This window comes from Helicobacter ibis (assembly GCF_027859255.1).
In the GTDB taxonomy this organism is placed as follows: domain Bacteria; phylum Campylobacterota; class Campylobacteria; order Campylobacterales; family Helicobacteraceae; genus Helicobacter_D; species Helicobacter_D ibis.
The window spans coordinates 533,025-556,386 of the sequence record NZ_JAQHXR010000001.1 but is presented as its reverse complement, the minus strand read 5'-3'; the positions used below and the strand labels follow the sequence as shown (position 1 = coordinate 556,386).

Here is a 23,362-nt window from a genome sequence, read left to right as displayed (position 1 = left end):
CATTTTTCTATTTAGTTAAGAGATAATATCTTTTATGCTTTTTAAGGCAAGATTTGAAGCAACCTATAAAAATTATTCTCTACATTCTTCTTTTGGATAACATATAGAAATTAACTTTATAGTCAAAATTCCTTATTTTATATCTTTAAAATATTTATTAAATGCACTTTATAATCCTTTATATACTTCTCTACTTGTGGATTTTTAATCACATCATTGCAGATAAAAGTAGGTAGTGGTTTCATACCTAAAAACTGATGTGCTTTGTGTAAGTGCAAATACACCCCATCTACGCCCACGCCTTCAAAAAATTGTTCCTTTTCATTAAAGGCTTCAAGCGGTGCATTCCAAGTAAGAGAAAACATATATTTTTTATCCTTCACAAGCCCACCACTGCCATATTTTTTACTCACATCTTCCCTACTTCTACCATCATTTGCATAGAGTTTTCCAGCCCCTGTGCTAAAAACCTCATCAATGTATTTTTTGACAATCCAAGGCTCACCCATCCACCAACCAGGCATTTGATAGATGATAGCTTCAGAATCTAGAATCTTTTGCACTTCAGATTCTATATCATAGCCTTTATCTATACGCGTTTCACTCACATTTAGCCCTAGAGATTCTAAAGTCTCTTTTGCCACATTATGTAAAGTATCATTTAGCTTACCACCAGAGTGCCCAAAACTTTTAGATCCATTTAATAAAAGTATATTTTTCATTCTTACTCCTTAAAATTATTAATAGCTTCTTGCAAAGATTCTACAAACTTTGCTACATGATAGCCATCGCAAATTGCGTGATTAACATTAATATTTAGCAAAATTTTAGAATCCTGTATTTTTGATAGAGTGAAAATTGGCGCATAAAACTTGCTTCTATCAATTTGCAAATTAAAATCCTTAAAACTAATCCAGGGAAGCGAAGATACAAAAAATATATTTGGCAAATTTGTCGCCTTTGCCTCATAGCTTAGATTTTCACCAAACTCCGTTTTATCGCTTTGCAGTTTCTCATTAAATGTAGCAAAATCCTCATCATATTCACTCCAAAGAGAGCTAAAAGTCTCACTATTTTTATGAAAAATAGTATAGCTTGGGTGAGAGATTTCATAATAGCCTAAAATCCCATCTTTATAATCCATTCTAAATTCTACTATCTCATTCACACTCCTAGAAATACAATAAAGAATAAGATTTGAAAAGCTATATCCCTTTTGTTTATGATTCAGCAAATTTTGCACTTCAAGTTCCACACTTAGCGAAAAACCACAAGGATTTGCACTAAAAAACTTAAAATGCTCTGCTCTTTTGTAAGATTTTAAATCAATAGGAATAAAATGACACTCTTTCATCAATCAGCCTTTATATCACACGCCAAAATAGCATATTCATCAAGTGCTTCAAAGCCACAGCATTTATAGAATCTAAATGCCGGATATTTACGCTGTGTATTCAAAATCATAGCATTAATATCTGTATATTGTGTCTTTAACTGCGTTTTTATAGATTCTAAAAACTGCTTGCCATGGCCTTTATTTTGATATTTATACGCGATAAAAAACTGCTCAATTGCATATTCTTTAGCGACTTTATCATCAAATGTATAAGGCTTGATATAGCCCACGCAAACGCCTATAATCTGACTATCTTTTACAAGCATAAACCCTAAAAATGTATTCATCTCTAAAAGCATTAAAAAGTATTCTTTTATCTTTTTGGGGCAATTTTGCTCACACCATAGCTCTTTTGAAAATACATCTATATACAAAGATACACACTCATCTAAGTTAGCTTTATCAAAGTTTTTGCACTGCATTTATAATCCCTCACGCGATATTTATAGCTCCAAATCCACCTATTTTGCTAAATTTAGTAAAAATTGCCTTTATCTCTTTAATGGCAAAGATTATAATACAACTAATGCTTTTTTATAGCTTCCTTTGTAGCATTGATTTTAAAATCTTCATACAAAACTACGCTTTTTATCGCTTCTTTTTGAATAGCTTTAATTGCATTTTCCATAAAGTCAACAGCAAGATTGCCTTTAGAGTCTGCAGGTAGAGTGATTTTTAAGTCCGGCAATTTATTAGTAGCATTTATTAGATAATCTTTGAATAAAGTTTGCAATTTGTTAATTGTGCTAACAAAAAATAATCTTATTTCTTTGCTTATTTTATTTTTATCTTTAAATACAAGTGCCTTAACTCTAGTTCCTATATGAAAATTTTCAAATTGTGTAGAAGCATAAAATACTCCTCTATCAGCCAAATAAATGGTGTAACGATAATCAAAAATATGTCTATCATTAAGTTTTTTAATGTATTTCACAACCCCATTGTCTGTATTTTGATGACTAACCAGTGGTATATTTCCTAACTCTGTTCGCCCTATAATCACATCTCTACCTGTAAATATCTCAAACAAATCCCCAATTCTAAATTCTTTCCAAATTATAGAATCTAAAGCCTCTAAGCTACTATAGGGATTATCCCCCCCCCCCGCAGCTAGAATCTAGTGTGTTTAGAATCTCTTTTTCTTTTTTGGTCAGTGTATAGTTACTTAGTCCAGTAGCACGCAGATACGCTTCCAGCTCCACTATATAAGATTCCATAAAATCAAAAGCAAGATTACCTTTAGAATCTGCGGGAAGAGTGATAACTTCATTTTTAATTTTATTCCAGCTTGCCATACTGGAATATGAGAATTTAAATTTTATAAAGCTAAAAATACCAACAAGGTATAATCCTATCTTATCATTGATATTAAATTTTGCTTTTAGATTAAAAACTCTAGCGTGAGTTACCATTTTATAAGGAAAGCTTCTATAATAAACATTTCCAAACATATCGCAAGTTAGAGTATTTTTCTCAAAAATTTTAGCTTTGACATCTGTTTTACCTATAATTCCTAAATTTGTCTCACCTGAGCTTATAACTATCTCACCTTTATTATTTAAATGTGTTTTTTGTATATCAAAATCTCCATTTTCAGACTCAAATAAATCTCTGATTCTAAACTCTCTCCACTCTCCCCCTGCTTTTTTGAAATCAGCTTCTAATTTCTCTAAAGCAGGGTTTAGAACTTTCCCTGCGTAAATCCTTCTTGTTTTAAAATATTACTCACTTCCCAAGCAAGATATTCACTCACACTTTTTTTAAAATCTTCTAGTGTTGGCTTGGTATCGATTTTTCTATGCTGTGAGCAAGTCCAGTCTTTACCTTCTAAATTAATGCAATCTTCTATATAAAAATCTTTGTAATAATTTAAATATTTTGAGCCATAAAGCACGATATTTACAAGTTCTTCATATCTTGCTTTTGCGTTATTGGTATCTTTTAGATTGACACTTGCTTTTGACTTTTTCCTTGCCGCTCTTATATAACCATGCTTAACTCCCACTTCAAACACATAAATAGCTGTTTGCACGCTTGATTTTCCTACAAATAAATCATTTGGCATTTTGATACTTGCCAAAAGGCTTGAATGCTCTAAAATATTTTTGGTATAAGGAAGCCCATTCCCACTTCCAGCATTTTCTTGGATAATCACTACTGCCCTGCCTTTTTGCATTCTTTTTAATGCTCTATCTACAAAGATAAATCCTTTACCTTCTGCAGAATAAGGAGGATTTAATAAAAAGACATTAGCTGGGAAACTTTTGCCTTTTTTATCACCTTGCTCGTAGTTGCCTTCAAATTCTTTCAAACTATCTTTATGTAACAAATTTGCACTGCCATCATCAAGCAAAATCATATTTAAGATTCCAAGCAAATAAATATCAGTGCGTTTTTCTATACCTAAGAGTTGATAAGCTTTGATGTGAGCGATTTTTTCTTCTTTTTCTTTTGGGCTTTTGATATTTTCGCAATCTTTTATCATTGCATTCATTGAAGAGATAAGAAAAGCACCTGAACCTGTCGCATAGTCCCACACAAAAAAATCTTTATTTACTCTTGCAAGTGCTACCATAAGATCTACGACATATCTAGGTGTAAGCACGACATCATTTTTTTCATTATCTAGCACTTCCAGCCATTTAGTAATGGAATTAAAAAGTCTTCCAGCAATATCTGCGGTTTTTAGCTTTTTTACAAGTGGCAAGATATTATCAAGCACTTGGATATAGATTTTTTCAGCGGGCTTTCATCACTTGAGTGTAAAAGCTCGTTGGTATAGGATTTTACATTATAAAGTTTAGAATAGATAAAGGCTTTTTCTAAATCGTTGATAACGAGATTGATTTTTTCTTGTGGTAGATTTTTATAGCTTAAAAAATCTTTGATTTTATTTAGAAAAATTTGTCCATCATTTGTATATTGTCCTTCTTGTCCTTTTAGCTCGTCTAATTTTAGCGGTGTGATTTTATCAGCCACGCCTTGAGCTGCCATAATCATACCTACAAGTAAGGCTACTCTATCGTTATGGCTAATATTTAATAAGCTATCGTGCATAAATTGATTGAGTGTATTAAGTTTAGATTCTGTATCACTTTCAAGCTCTTTAATAGCTTTTGCCTTTTCTTCATCAATTAAGTTGATAGAATCTATTTTAAGCATTAAATCATCTAAATATTCTTTTGATAAACAACTTAAATCTTTAAAATCACCTATTTTTTTAGGAATGCTTAAATTTTCACAATTTAAGCAATAAAGGGCGTATTCTATTTTAGGTTCTTTATCGCTTGATAATTCGTAATAGCCATTAACTCCTATTGCAATGACTTCATCATAACTATGCGTATAATCAAGTATCGCATTAGCATAATGAACCGCACCATTCAGAGCGTATTCTTGTATATTTTTATAATTGGGTTTATTGTCTTTGGTGGTATTTTATATTTCATCATTTTTAAATTTAGCAAGTTTATTTTTTAAGCCCTTAACTTCTATCATAATAGGAATAGTTCTTAGTGTTTTTAGCTTTATTAATAATCTTATATCAGGATAGTTTTTACCACTCCCACCGCTTTTACTTGGAGCTTTTGTGAGCGCCTCATCAATTTCGGTATTGATGCTTTGTGTTTTTGCATAATAGGCAATGTTTAATTCCTTAAGTCGAGACTTTATCTTATCTTAAACAATTTCTTCTATAGAGTTCATTTATGTCCTTATTGAGTGCATGGATATTTCAAGTCAGTATTTTACTATCTTTTAGCTTACAATGTGGCTATTTTGAGTGCTTAGGATAGCTTTAAAACAAAAAGGCATAAAGCCCTAAGCTTTAAAATATTATCAAAAGTTAAAATTTCTTAAAACTTGCTTTACTTTGCTAAATTCAGTAAAAACTCCGCTGTTTTTACATCTCTATTATTACAGATAATATATGGAGAGATTTTAGAGATAGATTCCATATCATTAGAATCTAGTGTAAAATCAAACACAGAAATATTCTCAACCATTCTCTCTTTGCTTAGAGTTTTTGGGATTACTGCGATTTCTCTTTGAATTAGCCATCGTAAAATCACTTGAGCTATGCTTTTATTATGCTTAGAAGCAATAGCTTTTAGAATCTCATTTTCAAAGATTCCATTTTGTCCTTCTGCAAATGACGCCCCAAGACTGCGTAGTTACACCTAGTTTCTTTATATTCTCTTCAAAATCAAAGCATGGCAAAAATGGGTGGCACTCTAATTGATTATCTGTAAGCCTATCAGGATAGAAATTTCTCACACCAAGCGATTTTGATAAACCTTTTATTCTTTAACTCACTCATCGCTTCCCACGCACCATAACTATCGTTAAATGGCTGGTGGATAAGATATAAATCAACAAAATCTAGCCCTAATTTTTGTAGATATTATGAGTGTATAAAACTCTCATAATATCTAAACAAGGATTATATGGAGAAAAACAAAAAATTTGATTTTAATGGTGGTGTATTTAACTGCACACTATCACTATCGCTGGTAAATACAAGTAAGTATTTATATATCCTATATCGTTGCGAAGCAGTGCGTTATAATAAACTAAATCGGTATTTATACCCATATCTTTTAAATACTAACAACACACTAAGAGAACTTCTAATAGTGCGTAGAATACACCAAATCCCACCAAAGGTAGAATATAGGTTATCAAACAGATAACAAAGCTTAATCCCAATTTTACAAGCAATGTGTGATTGGGGAACGAAGTATAAAAGTCAAAAATAATTCCTAATTCTTGCAACTCTTCTTAAGTGAAGGGAGTGATAAATTAAGTTCCTTTATAGTCTCTAAGCACTGGAGATGAAAAAGGGATAAATCCTCCATTATCTTATAATATGCCCAAGTGCCTTTACGTCTAACTTCTAAAAATCCAGAATCTTTTAATATTTTTAAATGGCGTGAGAGGCGCGATTGAATCATATTTAAAGAATTTTGCAAATCACATACGCAAAGTTCACCATTTTGAGCCAAAAAGGCTAGTATTAGCACTCTACTTTCATCATTTAACGCACCAATGATATTTAAAAATTTATCCATTTAAATTCCTTTAGAAAAAATAAATAAGACTGCCAAAGCTAATCGCAATAAGTAAAATAAGTCCCACAAAAAGTGCTAGAAAGTTTATTCTAAACATACCTTTCAATAAAATAAGTTCAGGAAGAGAACACCCAGCACCTGCTATTAAAAAGCTAAAAATCACACCTTCATTGACACCTGCTTCAAGCAATGCCAAACCAATAGGGATAATCGTCTCCACTCTAATATAGAGCAAGATTCCAATAAATGCTGCAAAAATTATGCTAAGCACTCCAAAATCACTTAGAGAATCTTGCAAGAAGTCTTGTGGCACAAATCCATGTATAAAAGCCCCAATACCCATACCTATGGTAATGTATGGGATAAGCTTTTTATAATCTTTGAAAGATTGAAATAAAATTTCTTTAAAACTTAATTTATCTTTAAGTGTGTTATCACAGCAACCTGTGTTTGCATTTTTACTCTCATCACAACAACTTTGAGGTTTTTTGATACTAAAAGAAGTGATTTTGGCAGGATTTTGAGCTTGATTATTAGCAGAAAATGATAAAGTATTTGTGCTTTTAAAATCCTCTTTTAAAAATTTTTGCGTATCTAGTTTTTGGATTAAAATGGAAATAATAAAAATAACAACAAACAAAAAAGCACTATATATAAAAGTAATTTGCCACCCAAAAGATACAAAAAGCATAGCAATGATAATGGGATTAATTAAAGGTGAGGTAAATAGATAAGCAATACACACGCCAAAGGCTACATTTGTATTTAAAAATGCACGAAATAATGGAATGGTAGAGCAAGAACAAAAAGGAGTAAGAGCACCAAGAAGCATAGCTTTAAGATAGCTAGAATAAGAATCTTCGCTTAGGTGTTTTTCAAAAACATTCTTGCATTTATGATTAATAAAGCTAACAACAGCAGAGATAGCAATAAAGAGCAAAGAAAGCTCGATAAAATAAACACAAAATAGCTTAAGAGATTCTAATAATTTTACTTCCACAACAAATTACCTCCTAAAATTTTATAGAAACATAACATATTTATATCAATAAATCAATATATATTGATATAAATAATTTAAAAATTTACATATTACTTTTATAATACAATGCTAAATTCAACAAGGAGTATTATGGATACACAATTTGATGCAATTATCATTGGTTCTGGGCTTGGTGGCTTAAGCTGTGCAGCTACGCTATCAAAGGCCAATAAAAAAGTGCTTGTATTAGAACAACATAGCTTGATTGGTGGATGTGCTACTTGTTTTAAGAGAAAAGGTATGCTTGTAGATGCAGGATTACACGAAATGGATTTTGGTACAGAAAAACGAGATATGAAACACGCGATTTTCAAACATCTTGGATTGGATAAAAAACTGTATCTTATCACACTTCCTAGTGCATGGAGTATCGTAGAGCAAGATAAGCCAAATAAGATTCTAACAATCCCACATGGCAATACAAAAGAAGCACTTATTGCAGCATTCCCACACGAAAAAGAAGGCATTGAAAAATACTTTAAAAAGCTTGGCTTTCAAAGCTTTTTAATAAGAAGCTTCCCGTTTGATATGAAATTTATCGATTTCTTCTTTGCGCCAATAACTACACTTATATTCTTTGCTTATAATATGGTGCGCAATAAAAGCGTGGGCGAAGTGTTAGATTCGTGTATCAAAGATCCTAAACTAAAGAGAATTTTAAATATTAATATCTCCTATTATCATCATAATCCATTTAAATTTATTTGGAGCTATCACGCCATAGCACAAAACAACTACTACAATAAAGGTGTATATATAAAAGGTGGCTCACAAAAGCTTTCAGATACACTTAGTGAGATAGTTAGAGAAAATGGCGGGGAAGTGAGGGCAGATTCTGATGTAGTAGAGATTTTGTGTGATGATAAAAGTGTAAAAGGTGTAAAATATATAGATAAAAAGACTAAACAAGAAATAGAAGTCTATGCAGATACAATCATCGCAAATTGCGATCCGCATATAGTATATACAAAGCTTTTAAAAAATCTTACTCCAAGTGAATATAAAAAAGATTCTAGACTTACAGAGGATTTCACGCTTACCTCATCACTCATCTCACTCTATATGATATTTGATAAGAATCTAAGCGAGATCTATCCAAATATGGACTACTCTACTTTCCTTGTAGATGAGAAATATTTTAATCGCCCTTTTGATTCTAAGAATGCAGATTCTGCAAATACACAAATAGAGTGCCGTGATTTTGCCTTTGTGAATTACTCAAAAATTGATAGTGGGCTAAGCGATAGAGATGATAGATATCTTGGTGTTGGTGCGGTGTATAGCTATTATGAAGAATGGGATAATTTAGATAAAGTTGCCTATAAAGCCAAAAAACAAGAACTCCAAGATGCACTAGTGAAGCGATTAGAGAGCGTGTATCCTAATATTATGGAGCACTGTATCCATATAGAGCTCGCCACGCCAAAGACGATTGAGCGCTACACACGCACAAGAAAAGGTGTGATTTATGGATACGATCAAGATAAAGAAGGTTTTATTGGTAGAGAGAGGTTTAAATCAAAGAGTATCAAGAATCTCTACTTTGCTTCTAGCTTTGGCTTCCCAGGTGGAGGATTTACCGGTGCGATTTTAGGCGGATATAGAACCGCAAGAAAGATTTTAGATCCCTATTTTTATGCAAAAAGGATTACATTATGTGTGATCTTTGGCACCGCAGTTGGTATTGGGATAAGTGCATTAATAAAAATGATATAAGGAAAAGTGCATGAATTTTAAGATAATTGGCTGTTTTATGATTAGTGCTGGTTTTGCATTTACAAATGATATAAATGGTATCTATCTTTTACCAAAAGATTCTAAAGATAAACAAAGTGTGGTAGAGATTTTTAGCAAAAATAAAGCATTTTATGGTGTTGGATTTACAACCACAAATGGAATTAGATGTAGATTCTAATAATCCAAATAAAAGCCTACAAAATCGCCCTATCCGTGGCAGTATATTTTTAAATATGAAGTGTAATAATAATAAATGTAATGGCAAGATCTATAGTTTTGAAAAAGGCAAAACCTATCCAATTAAAGCTATGCTAAAAAATAACACGCTAGAAATAAAAGTGGATGTGCTTTTTGGTCCTATGTTTATTTGGCAAAAGCTAGACGAAACACAAGCACTCAAATATAATAATGAACGATTAGATATAAATGCACTTGAATTGATGCAATAATTAAAAAATCATAGCCTATTAATACTTCAAATATTTATTTCTTAATATGGCTAAATGGCTTGATGTACTGGATTATTAAATCTCTCATGAATCTAAAATATAATGCATTCTATATGCTCATAAGGACCTTGTATGCTTAGAGAATCTAAAATATCAAGTTCTGCAATCTCAATATCTAATTTTACCAATGCTATCTTGCCACCCTTTTAACTATCTCTTTTACAAACTCGTAAAAATCAATCCACTTGCTTTATAACCACTTTATGCGTGATTTTTATCACCAACAATAATTTCACCTTGACTAACGATACCCTCACCTCAATCATAAAACATTACCAAGGCGTAGATTATATCTGTATAAATCTTTAAAAAGTATACAAATATTGATTTAGATCAATAGCATAAGCATTTAACCAAATATTTTGAATTTTAATAAAATAATACTACCAAAATTAGGAAATCAAATGTATTACACATATTTTAGCTCACAACTTGGCAACCTTATGCTAACTGCAAATTGCAGTGCTTTAATCGGACTAACCTTTCAAAACGATTGCAATTTTAAAACAATTACAAATCATCAATACAAAGAAACAAATATATTGACACAAACTAAAAAATGGTTAGATATTTACTTCAATAAAAAAGAACCAAAATTTAGTGTAGAAATATGCTTGATGGGTAGTGATTTCCAAAAAGAAGTATGGGAAATTTTATGCAAAATACCTTTTGGAGCAACAATAAGCTATGGAGAGATCGCACAAGCTATCGCTAAAAGACGCAATATAAAACGCATGTCAGCTCAAGCAGTAGGCAAAGCTGTGGGAAGCAATAAAATTGCAATTATTGTGCCATGTCATAGGGTCATTGGCTCAAATGGTAGTTTAATAGGATATGCAGGGGGCTTAGAAAAGAAAAGCACATTATTAAAACTAGAGGGTGTTTTATAGTAAATATTTATATCTAAAATTACACAAGTATCATTAATATCATAACTTAGCATTATGCTAATGCTGATAAAGTGAGGCTTAAAAGTAAATTTATATATTATTTAGCTTATTGACTTCTATATGCCTTTGCATTGCTTCATCATCTAGGATTGTATCGTATCTATTTTTAGAGATTCTGTGGCGTTTGCCAATCTCTAGATCTTCATTGATAGTTTGGATAAACTCCTTAAAATTTGGATTTTTCTCCACAAGCATATTAAGCGTTGCAATATCAAGCTCTCTTTTGTGCGAAGGGAGGATAATGTTACTATCAATTGTGTTAGATTCTAACCTTATCACGCCAATACCAAAGCTAGCATTTAAACGTATAAGCTCCTCTAAAATCTCATCATCAAACTCTTCAAAAACCACCAAATATCCCTCGTTTGCAAAGCTAGAGTTTGAGACAGCTTGAAAATAAGATTCTTTTAAATTACTCCACGAAAGACGCACCTTTAGCTCAAAGGCATAGAATTTAAAGTTAAATTGATTAGTGTTTTTTAATAAACTTAGCGTCTCTTGCTCGTAGTCATTTTCAAAAGGAAAATGCACTCCCACAATATCAGGATAATTCCACTTATCACGTCCGCTTATGCTTTTTGTGCTTTTTTCATGAAAAATAGTTTTGCAATAGAGATTAAAATTAGGATTTTCATACAAGAATTTTACTAAAAGTGGGTGGAGGGAACGTTCTTTTATATTCTCTTTAGTATGTTTTGCTGGGTGTTCTTTTTGGAGTTGAATGGATTGCGTAAGAATTACCTTATTTTTTAAATAAAAAGTTGTAGGCTGTTTGGAAGTGATATAAAAAAGAGAATCTTCATTTTTAATATCAGTATAAAGCAATGCACTAATATTGTGCCAAGGTGTCTTGCCGATGCTTCCTAGCTTCTTATCTAGCCCCATTTTTACACCACTCTCCCAAATCTCCATAAAGGTAAGGGGTTGTGATGAGCTTCCTAAAACATCAATGATAAATTGTCTGAATGTGTATTTTTGTATAGGGAATCCTTTAACTTAGATGAAATTTTTTAAAATACTCATCAATCTCATTTCGCATTTCAAGCCCAACTTCTTCAAAAGAATCCAAAATGATTTCATAGCTTCCGACTCCACCTATAAAATCCCAAAACTCTTTTGCCACCTTTAATTCAAAGTCTAAATCAAGCATTCCAGCCATAGTCCAACGCTCATAAGGTTTAGGTTCATAAGGATTATATGGAATTGCAATAAGGGAATGAATGTTGGCTTGTGGATTTGCATACGCATAGCATGCTACCCAAGCAAGAAGTGTGCGCTTAAATTCCTTGAAACCTCCCTTATTTGGTTTAGCGGTTTTAATATCTATCAAATACACATTATTATGTTGCTGTAAAAATAAATCTATCTTAGTAGGCTTTATAGTGCTAGTTTCACCGCTTCGTGCCACATCTAAAATCTTGGCAATTTCATCATTTTTATTGGGCTTAGAATTTCCGCTTTCTAAAGAATCCATAATATCTTGGATAACCCTTTGTGCTTCTTTTGTAATGATATTTCCAACCTCTTTTTGACGCTCAATAATATCAAAATGACAATGTCCTAACTCTTCAGCCACAGGTTCAAAAATGCTAGTGCCAAAATTAGTATTAAGACTTTGAATAAAGCTATAAAGTGCCATTCTATCTTTCCCTAAAAGGCGTGTATGAAAAGGCATATATGAAGTTTCTGGCTTATAGTTTTCAAATTTAGTGCGCAAAGCTATTGTAAGACGAGTTTTGATATTGTTTTTTATATTATTCATTATAATACTCCCGTAATTGTATGCAAAAATCATCAAAGTTATCAATGATTTTAGTAATAGGAGAATAAAGAATTTTTTGGTTTGTTTTTGTAATGTTTGAAATATTTAAATCTGTATCATTGATGTGTTTAAGAATATGTTTGATTAAATTTTCAAATTTTTCTCTGCAAGAAAGCAAAGAATTAAGCTTACTACATACCATTTCTATTTCATTTTCATTTAAGTTTGGTATATCTCCCATTTTTCTAGGCTTTTTAAAATTGGTATCCAAAGTTACTACTTTAAAGATTATAAAGGTGATGTGGTGTTTGAGAAGATGTATTTTATCCTTTTTGTTTGTATTTAAAAAATCTTGTATAAAAACAAAAAGGTATGTGACATGATAAATTAGTTTACAGTAGGATTCCTGATTGATACCTTTAAGATTTTCTAAGTATTTATTCATGGTGCTATCAAAATACCCAGAAGCTCTATGTGGGATGTGAAAAATTGATGACATTAAAGCTCTCATGATTATAAGCAAATCAACATTTATATAGTTTTTCTCATCAATTTGACCAATTCTTCTTTTGTAAAAAATAGATTTATTATCAATAATATTTTTATGAAAATAATCTTCGAGAAACTTAAAAAACTCTCTATTGGATAAAAGTTGATAGGTATCAATTTGATTTTGACTATTTGCGCTTGTTGCAATCAATTCTATTTCATCTTCATCAATAGCTTCAATTAGCTTTACTGGCAGTATTATATTTTTGATTACTTGAGTATCATCAGCATGCTTATATATTTCAAACAAAGAATTGATTGTTTGACAACCATTGATGATTCTAATAGAATAAAATATATAATCATTAGTATTGTTTTTATATTCAGAGTTTATTATGGTAATCCCATTATTGTATAGATGAAAATCTGAATCTTTCGTTGTTGCAGTATTTTGAATATTTCTATTAATATCTGTATTTCCTAAAAATAACCTGATATTATCTTCGAAAACATTATTATTAAGTATCCTAAGTTGATTGTTTTCAAGAGAAATGGATTGAAGCAAAGATAAAGCATCTAAGTATCCAATAAAACATTTATTAGATATAGAAATTAAATTATTTTTTGGTATAGAAATACTGACTTGCCCAGTTCTATTGCTTTCGTAAATTTTTCTTATAAATTCACTTCCTATTAAACATGTTTTAATTTCAATAAATTCCCCAATCTTTTCTTCATTGGTTTTTATTTTGTCTCTCCAATTATCTTCTAAAGTCTTTATTTCGCTTTCTGTTTTTTGTGTGCAAAAATAAAAACTAGCCTTTAAAGTTATATTTTTCTGTTGTTGAGACTTTTTATCAAAGGCATGAATGCATTCCGCAATATTTTTTGGGCAATTATTCTTTCTCTCCAGTATAGATGTTAGAGTATTATAAAATTTCAATATATCTCCAATATCAACACTTTTAGAAGTTTTTGCCTCTACAAAACAAAATTCTACATTTTTAAATTTCGCATCTTCGGTAAGAAGAATATTGTAATTAGAGATTGAATATAATGAATTATCAACAATAATAAAAAATCCATCAATTCCAGAAATATTATCATTTAACCAAATATCTTTTAAAATTTCACTATCTATTTTATTGGATAATGTTGTTGCTAACATTGATGCAGAAAAAATTTCAAATTCTTGTGACTTATTTAATGACATGTTGGGAAACAAATCGCAACAAAATTCTCTAGCTTGTTTAATAATTCTTGATTCCATTTTATATCTCCTTTAAATGAAAAATACTCTCACTATATTTATTCTTATCTTTTTCGCTACGATTTAGAACAGGTCTATCATAGCGATTTACAATTTTCATTCCTGCAAGTTGTGCTATATTTGGATAAAGGTTAAATTTATCATTTGCAACCAAAAATACATTGTAATTATTCTTTAAAAATCGCCTTGCATTGTTTAGGGCTTGTGCTACTCCTTTTACATAACTTTCTTTTGCATTCTTACTTTGTCCTTCGCTTAATCTACCAATTTCTAAACAATCATTACGTGGTAAATCAAAAATATCATAAGCATAAGCATGTTGCTCGTGATAGTCGATTAAACCAACATAGGGCGGAGAGCTAAAAATACCAGCTATTTTTTGTGTTTTTACAAGATTGGCAAATTCTTTATCTATCAATTCTAATTGAGAAGTAATATTCACATTTGTAGAATCTGTATTTAAACAAATTTGATTTGTATCTGTACGTAAGTTTTCAAACTCTCTTAGTCGCTTTAAAGTATCCTTTGCATAGCTATCCCACCATTTTTTAATACTAAAAAGAGGTTTACATATTCTGCCATGTTTATGACAATAATATGTTGCAGTAATAGGCTCTATTAAAGTGGCTAAATCTGAATGTGTGGTAGCTCGACAACTTCTTGCTGTTCTGCTCAAAATAATAGATAAAATATTTTGTAGATTTTTTGGTGCTTTTAAAATTTCATTTCTTATGAGGATAATTTCTTGCCTAATGGAATCCAAATACCATTTTTCAAAAAAATTACCCTTTAAATTTGTAGTAAGGTTTATAGCGTATTGCTTGATTAAATCATCATAAATTTTTAAAAACTCTGCTTCTTTGTCTTTTCCATATTGTTTTTCATCAACCTGTTTTAAAGCAACTTGGCGTTTAAAAGTCTTATTTGGAAAATACATTTGATTAAACATGCTTAATTTGTTATTTAAATCTAATTCAAAAGTTTTAACCTGCGTAGCGTTTGTATAAGAATTTAGCACATTTGTGATTCTAAAGATTTCTGCTTCAAGTATTTTTAAATCATATTTTGTAATTTTAGCATTGCTTAACATTGTATTAAAATATGAAATATCAATACCAATGGCATGCATGTTGAGTTCATTTGCTACGCATAATGTTGTCCCACTTCCAGCAAAAATATCTAAAATAATATCTCCTTTTGCAAAATATGATTCTGTCTTTAAAGAATCAGTATGAAAATCTAAAAAATACTCCACAAGTTGTGGTATAAATTTACCTTTGTAAGGGTGGATTCTATGAATATGTTTTGTTGTTTCAGCTTCTTTGTATTGTGCAAAAGAAATAGGAGAATCTAAATATTTTTGCGATTTAATGGTTTTATCATAATATATTTTTAATTCATTCCTATCTACCAAATTTTCTTTGTTATTTGTGCTATGATTTGCAACTTTTCCATAATTTAAAAGATAAATAATATTATTGCTCGTCACCTTTTTGCCTAGATATTCACTAGCCCAAATAGCAGCAACTTTTGGGCTAAGTAGTATTGGGAATTCATCATTGCATATTTTAGTATTTAAAGAACTTTTCAAGCATCTCACTCCCACTCAATCGTGCCTGGTGGCTTAGAGGTTATATCATATACTACGCGATTTATCCCTTCTACTTCATTAATGATTCTATTTGCCACGCCCTCTAAAAAGCTATGTGGGAGATGAGAGAAAGTTGCAGTCATACCATCAAGTGCTTCTACAGCTCTCACGCAAATAGTATTATCATAAGTGCGGTTATCACCCATTACGCCCACACTTTTGACATTTAGAAGCACACAGAATGCCTGCCATACTTTATTGTATAAATTATGCTTATAAAGCTCCTCAATAAATATAGAATCACAAACCCTTAGCAAATCTAAATCTTGCTTATTTACCTCTCCCATAATGCGTATTGCTAAGCCTGGCCCTGGGAAAGGATGACGAATAAGCATAGATTCAGGCATTCCTAGCTCTCGCCCCAAAGCCCTTACTTCATCTTTAAAAAGCTCTCTTAATGGCTCGATTAGCTCAAACTTCATCCAATCAGGCAAACCACCTACATTATGATGGCTTTTTATCGTCTTGCTTGGTCCCTTTACGCTTACAGATTCGATTACATCTGGATAGAGTGTGCCTTGCGCTAGGAATTTTATCTCTCCATTTTCATTATGCTTTTTAGCCTCCGCTTCAAAAACTTCAATAAAAGTCTCACCGATGATTTTTCGCTTTACTTCTGGATCAGTTACGCCCTTTAGTTTGCCTAAGAAAATCTCACTTGCATCAATAGTGATAAGCGGTACGCCCAAGTTTTCTCTAAACATCGCCTCCACTGCTTCCCTCTCTCCCGCTCTCAAAAGTCCTGTATCTACAAACACAGGAATAAGATTCTCACCAATGGCACGATAAAGAAGTGTCGCTACTACACTTGAATCCACTCCACCACTTACTGCACATAACACTTTACCACTTTTGGCAACTTCTCTTAACTTTTGTATTTCAGATTCTGCAAAATAATTCATATTCCAACTTGTATCTGCCATACAGATATTTATTGCAAAATTCTCTAATATATCTCCTCCACATTCACTATGCACAACTTCTGGGTGAAACTGCAAAGCATAAATATTTTTATCCAAATTTGCGATAGCACAATAATGCGTATTTCCACTCTTTGCAAGCTCAACAAATCCTTGTGGAATCTCTTCAACCCTATCAGCATGACTCATCCACACAATACTATTATTTTTTACATTATTAAAAATTTGACTTTTGCTAATTATGATTTCTTTTATATTTTTAAGATTCTCTCTTATTTTATCTGCTTTACCCCTTAGATGTGTTACAGGAAAATTTCTGCCTTTAGAATCTGTTTTACTTTCTTTAAAAATCTCAAAACCGATATTTTGATAAAAACTCAATGCATCATTATTTTGCGTATTACAATCTACTGCTATAACATCAGATCTATCATTTAGTACGCATTTAATTAATCCTTTACCTATTTTGCAATTAAAATATTTACTAGACACAAAAAGCATTTCTATTTTATTATCAATGCAACCTATAAATCCCAAAAACCTACCATCATGTTCAGCCACCATAAAAATATCGCATGCACTTAAACCTTCTTTTACTTCATCTTTAATCTCTATAATATCACTTTCTTTTAAAAAGCAATGACTAGCTCTTACAGAATCTTCCCATAACAACAAAATAGATTCCTCATTTTGTCTTATTTTATATTTATCAAAAGATATAAAATTTATCTTCTCACCACCTAATACTTCTAGATGCGCCTTACCAAACTCCTGCTTATCTGCCTTTAATACCTTGCCACCAAAGTGATGAGCTATATATTGCATACCATAACATATACCAAGTATAGGAATACCAAGTTCAAAAATCTTAGAATCTGGCTTATATGAATCTTCTTCATATACACTTGCAGGACCACCGCTTAAAATGATGCCTTTTGGTTGTTTTGATTTTATTTTTTCTATATCTTCAAAATAAGGAACAATCTCTGTATATACCCCATGCTCTCTAAGTCTTCTAGCGATTAATTGGGTGTATTGACTGCCAAAATCTAAAACTATAATTTGGACTTGATTCATGGTATGCTCTCCGTTATTAATTTATTTTATATTTATAATTTTGAATACTTAATATAGTCTTAATTTTACATAAAAAATAATAAATATACTTTGAAATATTAAATTGTAGTTACAAAAGTAAAAGCAGGATTCAAAAATCCAAAAAGGATTTTTGAATTATTATTCATCAAGTGCGAAGCTACCTTTAGAATGAGATCTTAAATATTCCCATATTAGCTTATCATCTTCTTCAGTAGGCATAGCAAATGCTTTCATAGTACCATATACGCCTTCCCACTCTTGAATTGTATGCTCTTTTGGAGAGTGTGCTGCATGACACATAGAGCAATTATCATAGTAAATAAACTCGCTCTTACTCCATATCTCGCTCTCTGTTTTTGTTAATTTTGCCTTAGGTATAGCAACTTCCATATCCTTTACTACACTTCCTTCTTTTAAAGTTATAGCAGGTAGAATAAAATCTTCATCAGCATATATATTTAAGCTATCACCATCTTTTATATATCCAACAGCTTTTAAAATAACCTTATCTCCCTGCTCCTTTACTTCGGCAAAACCATAGCCTTTAATTACGCTACCTATAACCTTGCTTCCATCAGAAGAATAAACTTGTGTATCTTCAGTAGCAAAGTGATATACACCCTCTCTTTTTGGTTTTTCCACTACTACTTGCTGCGTTTCATCTAAGGTAAAGCATGTATGACATGAACTCTCACTAGAGCTAGAACTTTTAGTAGAAGATTCTTGACAACCAACAAAAAACAAACCAGCTAATAAAATTGTAAAAACACTTAATTTTCTCATAATTACGCTCCTATTATTTCTGGTGTTAATGTAGATTTGTAAGGCTTTACAATCTCATCTTTACCAAGTTTTCTAATATTTACAAGACAAGTATTAACCGCGGTAGCTTGTGCCCACCTACTTGTTGGGCGTGAGCTTGTTAGCACATTGCACGCACCTGCATTACATCTTGGCGTTTTATCATTTGTATTTTCTGGGTCATACCATGCACCCTCTTGAATCTGCACTACTCCTTCTCTTATCTTATCAGTTACAAACGCACCTGCAAGAACAGCACCTCTAGAGTTATATACCTCTACAACCTCTCCATGCTTTATTCCTAGTTTTTGTGCGTCATTTGTATTAATTACTACTGGCTCACGCCCTTGAATTTTATATACATCTCTAACCCAAGTGTTATCTAGCTGACTATGCACTCTATATCTTGGGTGTGGGCTAAGCATATGAAATGGATATTGTTTAGCTTCCTTACTTCCAAGATATTCACTAGGTTCAAACCAAGTTACATGCCCTTTCATATCAGGCAATTTTGCTTCTTCGAACTTATCAACAAAGAATTGTATCTTGCCACTTTGAGTTGCTAGTCTATTTGTCTCTGGATCTGATCTAAAGTCTGCATGGCGGACATATTCATAATCCCCACCTTCAAACTCTACAAACCCATCCTCCCAAAACTTGTCAAACTCTTTAAAAATAGGACCATCAGAACTTGCATAGAATTTCTTAATCCAATCCATATAACTAAGACCACCTGTATATTGATGATACTTCTCTTCTCCACCAATTTTTTTTGCTAACTCTGCAAAAATCGCAAAATCATCCCTATGCTCATATGTAGGTTCTACAACCTTTTTCATAGCATAAATTACATTTCTTGAATAAGTGCTTCCGCTTGTAATATCGTCTCTCTCCATTGTGCAAGTGCTTGGGAATACAACATCAGCCATTTTCGCCATAGGTGTCCACCAAGGTTCATGCACCACTACGGTATCTACACTTCTAATAGCTCTTATTAGCTCGTTTGTATTTGGGTGATGACCTAGAAGTGTCGCACCACAACAATAAATCATCTTAATTTCTGGGAATGTAATTATTTTACCCTTGAAGTTAATGGATTTACCCGGATTTAATATACACTCACTAACTCTACTTGCAGGAATTGAAAACTCTACTCTACTTCTCCCTTGAGATAATCCTGGAGTTGTTCTATATCCGCTATTTGCTTGTCCACCTCCTGCATAATGCATAGAAAAACCAACTCCACCACCCGGTGTGCCAATCTGTCCGATCATACACGCAAGATTAATTAAAGCCCAATCAGCCTGTTCTCCATGCTGTGCTCTTTGCATTGCCCAGTTACCAGCTATAAATGTGCTTTGACTTACAAATAAATCACATAGCTCTTTAATTTTAGATTCTTCTACTTCTGTAATTTTTGAAGCCCATGCTACATCTTTAGGGATTCCATCGCTCTCACCCAAAAGATAAGGTAAGAATTTATCAAAACCATCTGTATATTTTTCTACAAACTCTTTATCATATTTACCAGTTGTATATAAATAGTGCATCATACCTAATGCTAGTGCAACATCGGTATTTGGACGAATCTTAATCCATTCTGCATCAAACATCTCTGCAGTTTCATTATAATATGGATCAATATTTATAAATTTAATCCTAGCCTCTTTGTATTTTGGGTAATAAAGATCATTTACATGATTTGGAACAACATAATCAATGCGGTTACACTTAAATAAATCTGCTCCCCACATTACATATACTTTTGTATTTTTGATGATTTGCTCATGTGTGGTTTGTTGAGAATATACTTCTAAATCACCTATAATATCATTATTTACACGACCAGCAGCACCATTGCTATACTCACCATCAGTTCCTACTGCACCGCCTAGAACGATATTAAAGAATCTTCCAGTTACGATATTTGAGTTATGCAATCTCCCTACATGCCCCCAGCCACCATAAGCAGCATTATAGATATTTTCTTTTGGAGTGGATTTGATTTTTTCAGCAACCAAATTTAGTGCAGTCTCCCAATCCACTCTTACAAAAGGCTCTTTTCCTCTTAATTCAGGGGCATTTTTACCTTCTAAGAAGCTTTTTCTAACACAAGGATATTTCACTCTAGAATCTGTATAAACTCTATCGATCATAGATTTCATCATTATACTTGGATTCTTATCGTGCGGACTTGGTAATACATCTACAAATTTACCATCTTTTACTTTAGCAATAAATGGACCAAAATGTGTAGCATGTGGAATTAATTGTATATCATTAATCGCACCAACGGCACTAAGTGGCGATGAACTTCCTGCTATAGCTATAGAAGCTACTGCTGAAGTCTTTAAAACATCTCGTCTTGTCATTGTTATTTACCTCCTTAAAATTACATTCCTTACATAAACATGTAAAAAATTGCGAAATTCTATCATATTATTAATTTAATTTCTTTTAATTATTAAAAAAAATAATAATTTTAATTATAATATTTTACAAAAATACACAAATAATATTTTGTGAACTTAACAAGCGTTTAACATCAAACTAACTTAAAGAGAATTCTATATTGAAAGTCTTGAGACATGTTATGATTTTGATAAGAAATAAATAAAAATACAAAGGCTTTAATATAGATGAACCAACAAACACAAATAAATACAATCAAAGCAATAAAAAACTTCACAATAAAGCATAAGGCAATCACTATTGCCACACTTGAAGGCTCAAGGGTCAATCCCAAAGCCAAAAAAGATAAATACCAAGATTATGATATTTCATTTTTTGTGCCTCTAGATTCTATGCACGAATTTTTAGAGATTTCTTCACAAAGCGATATTAAAAGTGCAAAAATCCCAAGTAAGATTTTAGTCTTTACAAGTAAGCATTTTGGGAGGCTTATTTTCTCTCAACTTCCAGAATCTATGGAGTTTTATAAACCTGATTTACCACCAAATTGGGTAAGTTTTTTAATGCTTTTTGCAAATGGGGTGAGACTTGATTTAAAAATCATTCCTTTGCAGGATTTGAATGCTTATTATGAGCTAGAGCCACTAAGCAAGGTGCTTGTGGATAAAGATAATCTTTTTACACACACTATTCCACAAACTCCTTTTAGCATAACGCATTTAAGCCAAAAATGCTTTGATGATGTATGTAATGAATTTTATTTCACACTTAGCAATGTGCAAAAAGCCCTTTTAAGAGAGCAATTTATCTTAGCAAATCATCTTTTAGATTCTATGCGTAAGGCGTTATTTGTTATGCTTAGCTTTAAAGTGGGTTTAAAACAAGGATTTAATCTTTGGCTTGGTAAGGAAAATGCATATATTTTGCACTATCTATCTAAAAAAGAAGTAAAGATTATAAGAGGTAGCTATCACACTCATAGCCTAAAACACATAGCAAAATCTCTAGAGATACTTGAAGAACTTTTTAGCAAAAGTGTAAAGCATATATGCAAGAAAAGTGACTATAAAAATCCATATAAAAATTTGTATAAATATAGGTTTTATAAATGATAGATATTTGTCAACATTCTTTTAATCCTGTATATAATGCAAAATCTAAGGTGCTAATTTTAGGTTCTTTTCCCTCCTTTGCTTCAGAATCTTTTGGTTTTTACTATGGGAATTCTAATAACCGATTTTGGAGCGTTTTGGCTCTTGTATTTGATTGTATTGTGCCAACTTCAAAAGATAAGCATTTAAAAAATAAAGAGATTATAGAAATTCAGAGAAATTTTTTACTAGAACACCATATTGCACTTTGGGATTGCGTGCAAACATGCAATAGAAAGGCAAATAATTCAAGTGATACAAATTTAGAGATTCTAAACTTTAATGATGTTGCAGAGATTGTTTATAAAAGTCAAATTAAAGCAATTTTTTGCAATGGTAAGCTTACTAGAAAATCCTTTGACACACTTTGCTATAACTATAAAACTAATGGGTCTAAAAATATCTCCATTTTAAATTTACCAGTCTTTACCCTACCCTCCACTAGCAGTGCAAACGCTCGATATAGACTTGATGATTTAGCAAGAGAATGGAGTGTAATAAAATATCAGCTTAATTCATAGCTTAACAATAAAATTTTTTTCTATAACAAAAGTAAATTATTTTATGCCAATCAATACGAATCTAACTCAAAAAAATCCTACTTCTATCATCTCGCCATGATTTTTATTTGCGACTTCTTTGTAGCTTATATTGCATTTTGGATTCTTTAGTGCAAAATCCTTTGCAAAGTTTATATGTGGTATAGATTCTTGTGTCTTCTTAGCTTCATTGCCGCCCCACAGATAATAGACAAATTTAGGACATTCTTTAATTTCTAAACTACCAAATTTAGGCTCACTCCAAAGAGAAGGTGAGACAATAAAATACTCATCAAACAATAAGGAATCTTCTAGCAATGTATATAGCGTAAAGATTCCGCCAAAGCTATGTCCAAATAAGATTTTAGAATCTATATTTGTTTTTATTTTGTCCTCTATTAGTTTTGTGCTAAGAGGCAAAACTCTATCTTTAATAAAACTCAAAAACTCATAAGCCCCACCACTTCCTTGTAGATTATATTGTGGCAGATAGTCATATGTGCGTCTTTTCCTATCAAATGCTACATCTCCCTTATGCCCTATACCAACTACAATATAAGAGTTAT

At 31.7% G+C, this 23,362-nt stretch carries 26 protein-coding genes and 2 pseudogenes; 7 read left to right on the top strand and 21 right to left on the bottom strand.

The window, feature by feature from the left end; genetic code table 11:
• Positions 1–137 precede the first annotated feature (137 nt).
• The 9 genes from PF021_RS03080 to PF021_RS03040 form a co-directional block, all read right to left on the bottom strand.
• Positions 138–722 (bottom strand): NAD(P)H-dependent oxidoreductase, encoded by a 585-nt coding sequence (locus PF021_RS03080; protein WP_271020932.1) that lies wholly within the window; start codon positions 720–722, stop codon positions 138–140.
• Positions 723–724: 2 nt separating this feature from the next.
• Positions 725–1,354 (bottom strand): CatA-like O-acetyltransferase, encoded by a 630-nt coding sequence (locus PF021_RS03075; RefSeq protein ID WP_271020931.1) that lies wholly within the window; start codon positions 1,352–1,354, stop codon positions 725–727.
• Positions 1,354–1,818 (bottom strand): GNAT family N-acetyltransferase, encoded by a 465-nt coding sequence (locus tag PF021_RS03070; RefSeq protein WP_271020930.1) that lies wholly within the window; start codon positions 1,816–1,818, stop codon positions 1,354–1,356. The genes PF021_RS03075 and PF021_RS03070 overlap by 1 nt, the downstream gene beginning before the upstream one ends.
• A gap of 101 nt (positions 1,819–1,919) precedes the next feature.
• Positions 1,920–2,426: a restriction endonuclease subunit S gene (locus PF021_RS03065; protein WP_271020929.1), complete on the bottom strand. Its 507-nt coding sequence runs from the start codon at positions 2,424–2,426 to the stop codon at positions 1,920–1,922.
• Between the two features lie 61 nt (positions 2,427–2,487).
• Positions 2,488–2,973: a restriction endonuclease subunit S gene (locus PF021_RS03060; RefSeq protein ID WP_271021003.1), complete on the bottom strand. Its 486-nt coding sequence runs from the start codon at positions 2,971–2,973 to the stop codon at positions 2,488–2,490.
• Between the two features lie 104 nt (positions 2,974–3,077).
• The gene (locus tag PF021_RS03055; protein WP_271020928.1) at positions 3,078–4,118 is read right to left on the bottom strand and encodes an HsdM family class I SAM-dependent methyltransferase; all 1,041 of its coding nucleotides are present in this window, start codon (positions 4,116–4,118) and stop codon (positions 3,078–3,080) included.
• The gene (locus PF021_RS03050) at positions 4,091–4,558 is read right to left on the bottom strand and encodes a hypothetical protein (RefSeq protein WP_271020927.1); all 468 of its coding nucleotides are present in this window, start codon (positions 4,556–4,558) and stop codon (positions 4,091–4,093) included. The genes PF021_RS03055 and PF021_RS03050 overlap by 28 nt, the downstream gene beginning before the upstream one ends.
• 704 nt (positions 4,559–5,262) lie before the next feature.
• Positions 5,263–5,466: a hypothetical protein gene (locus PF021_RS03045; protein WP_271020926.1), complete on the bottom strand. Its 204-nt coding sequence runs from the start codon at positions 5,464–5,466 to the stop codon at positions 5,263–5,265.
• A gap of 52 nt (positions 5,467–5,518) precedes the next feature.
• Positions 5,519–5,671, bottom strand: coding sequence for a hypothetical protein (locus PF021_RS03040; RefSeq protein ID WP_271020925.1), 153 nt, complete (start codon positions 5,669–5,671; stop codon positions 5,519–5,521).
• Positions 5,672–5,841: 170 nt separating this feature from the next.
• Between PF021_RS03040 and PF021_RS03035 the strand changes: the two genes are divergently transcribed.
• The gene (locus tag PF021_RS03035) at positions 5,842–6,087 is read left to right on the top strand and encodes a hypothetical protein (RefSeq protein ID WP_407081402.1); all 246 of its coding nucleotides are present in this window, start codon (positions 5,842–5,844) and stop codon (positions 6,085–6,087) included.
• Positions 6,088–6,156: 69 nt separating this feature from the next.
• Here PF021_RS03035 and PF021_RS03030 read toward each other — a convergent pair whose 3' ends face one another.
• Together PF021_RS03030 and PF021_RS03025 are read right to left on the bottom strand one after the other, a co-directional pair.
• A complete protein-coding gene (locus PF021_RS03030) occupies positions 6,157–6,465 on the bottom strand; it encodes an ArsR/SmtB family transcription factor (RefSeq protein WP_271020924.1) in 309 nt (102 codons plus the stop codon).
• Positions 6,466–6,475: 10 nt separating this feature from the next.
• The gene (locus tag PF021_RS03025) at positions 6,476–7,465 is read right to left on the bottom strand and encodes a permease (RefSeq protein WP_271020923.1); all 990 of its coding nucleotides are present in this window, start codon (positions 7,463–7,465) and stop codon (positions 6,476–6,478) included.
• Between the two features lie 132 nt (positions 7,466–7,597).
• Between PF021_RS03025 and PF021_RS03020 the strand changes: the two genes are divergently transcribed.
• The 4 genes from PF021_RS03020 to PF021_RS03005 all read left to right on the top strand — a co-directional run bounded on the left by PF021_RS03020 (position 7,598) and on the right by PF021_RS03005 (position 10,643).
• Positions 7,598–9,223, top strand: a complete 1,626-nt coding sequence (locus PF021_RS03020; RefSeq protein WP_271020922.1) for a phytoene desaturase family protein — start codon at positions 7,598–7,600, stop codon at positions 9,221–9,223.
• 10 nt (positions 9,224–9,233) lie between these two features.
• The gene (locus PF021_RS03015) at positions 9,234–9,422 is read left to right on the top strand and encodes a DUF2147 domain-containing protein (protein WP_271020921.1); all 189 of its coding nucleotides are present in this window, start codon (positions 9,234–9,236) and stop codon (positions 9,420–9,422) included.
• On the top strand, positions 9,400–9,693 hold the full coding sequence (locus tag PF021_RS03010; RefSeq protein WP_271020920.1) for a DUF2147 domain-containing protein: 294 nt from the start codon (positions 9,400–9,402) through the stop codon (positions 9,691–9,693). The genes PF021_RS03015 and PF021_RS03010 overlap by 23 nt, the downstream gene beginning before the upstream one ends.
• A 464-nt stretch (positions 9,694–10,157) precedes the next feature.
• A complete protein-coding gene (locus PF021_RS03005) occupies positions 10,158–10,643 on the top strand; it encodes a methylated-DNA--[protein]-cysteine S-methyltransferase (RefSeq protein ID WP_271020919.1) in 486 nt (161 codons plus the stop codon).
• Positions 10,644–10,733: 90 nt separating this feature from the next.
• Here PF021_RS03005 and PF021_RS03000 read toward each other — a convergent pair whose 3' ends face one another.
• From PF021_RS03000 to PF021_RS02970, 9 genes and pseudogenes are all read right to left on the bottom strand, one after another.
• The gene (locus PF021_RS03000) at positions 10,734–11,684 is read right to left on the bottom strand and encodes an HTH domain-containing protein (protein ID WP_271021002.1); all 951 of its coding nucleotides are present in this window, start codon (positions 11,682–11,684) and stop codon (positions 10,734–10,736) included.
• 10 nt (positions 11,685–11,694) lie between these two features.
• The gene (locus PF021_RS02995) at positions 11,695–12,465 is read right to left on the bottom strand and encodes a TdeIII family type II restriction endonuclease (RefSeq protein WP_271020918.1); all 771 of its coding nucleotides are present in this window, start codon (positions 12,463–12,465) and stop codon (positions 11,695–11,697) included.
• A complete protein-coding gene (locus PF021_RS02990) occupies positions 12,458–14,224 on the bottom strand; it encodes an AIPR family protein (RefSeq protein ID WP_271020917.1) in 1,767 nt (588 codons plus the stop codon). Before PF021_RS02990 ends, PF021_RS02995 begins: the two co-directional genes overlap by 8 nt.
• A 1-nt stretch (position 14,225) precedes the next feature.
• Positions 14,226–15,815, bottom strand: a complete 1,590-nt coding sequence (locus PF021_RS02985; protein ID WP_271020916.1) for a DNA methyltransferase — start codon at positions 15,813–15,815, stop codon at positions 14,226–14,228.
• 5 nt (positions 15,816–15,820) lie between these two features.
• The gene (gene guaA / locus PF021_RS08605; protein ID WP_407081405.1) at positions 15,821–17,146 is read right to left on the bottom strand and encodes a glutamine-hydrolyzing GMP synthase; all 1,326 of its coding nucleotides are present in this window, start codon (positions 17,144–17,146) and stop codon (positions 15,821–15,823) included.
• Positions 17,144–17,365 (bottom strand): annotated as a pseudogene (locus tag PF021_RS08600) (GNAT family N-acetyltransferase); the annotation flags it as partial. The gene guaA and the pseudogene PF021_RS08600, both read right to left, overlap by 3 nt.
• Before the next feature lie 171 nt (positions 17,366–17,536).
• Positions 17,537–17,872 (bottom strand): annotated as a pseudogene (locus tag PF021_RS08595) (glutamine amidotransferase-related protein); the annotation flags it as partial.
• A gap of 159 nt (positions 17,873–18,031) precedes the next feature.
• The gene (locus tag PF021_RS02975; protein WP_271020914.1) at positions 18,032–18,676 is read right to left on the bottom strand and encodes a hypothetical protein; all 645 of its coding nucleotides are present in this window, start codon (positions 18,674–18,676) and stop codon (positions 18,032–18,034) included.
• 2 nt (positions 18,677–18,678) lie between these two features.
• A complete protein-coding gene (locus tag PF021_RS02970; protein WP_271021001.1) occupies positions 18,679–21,072 on the bottom strand; it encodes a molybdopterin-dependent oxidoreductase in 2,394 nt (797 codons plus the stop codon).
• A gap of 261 nt (positions 21,073–21,333) precedes the next feature.
• Between PF021_RS02970 and PF021_RS02965 the strand changes: the two genes are divergently transcribed.
• Together PF021_RS02965 and PF021_RS02960 are read left to right on the top strand one after the other, a co-directional pair.
• On the top strand, positions 21,334–22,218 hold the full coding sequence (locus tag PF021_RS02965) for an aminoglycoside 6-adenylyltransferase (protein ID WP_271020913.1): 885 nt from the start codon (positions 21,334–21,336) through the stop codon (positions 22,216–22,218).
• Positions 22,215–22,778 carry a DNA-deoxyinosine glycosylase gene (locus PF021_RS02960; RefSeq protein ID WP_271020912.1) on the top strand — a complete coding sequence of 188 codons (564 nt, stop codon included), beginning with the start codon at positions 22,215–22,217 and terminating at the stop codon, positions 22,776–22,778. Before PF021_RS02965 ends, PF021_RS02960 begins: the two co-directional genes overlap by 4 nt.
• A 66-nt stretch (positions 22,779–22,844) precedes the next feature.
• Here PF021_RS02960 and PF021_RS02955 read toward each other — a convergent pair whose 3' ends face one another.
• Complete coding sequence (locus tag PF021_RS02955) at positions 22,845–23,351, bottom strand: alpha/beta hydrolase (RefSeq protein ID WP_271021000.1); 507 nt, start codon at positions 23,349–23,351, stop codon at positions 22,845–22,847.
• Between the last annotated feature and the right edge of the window lie 11 nt (positions 23,352–23,362).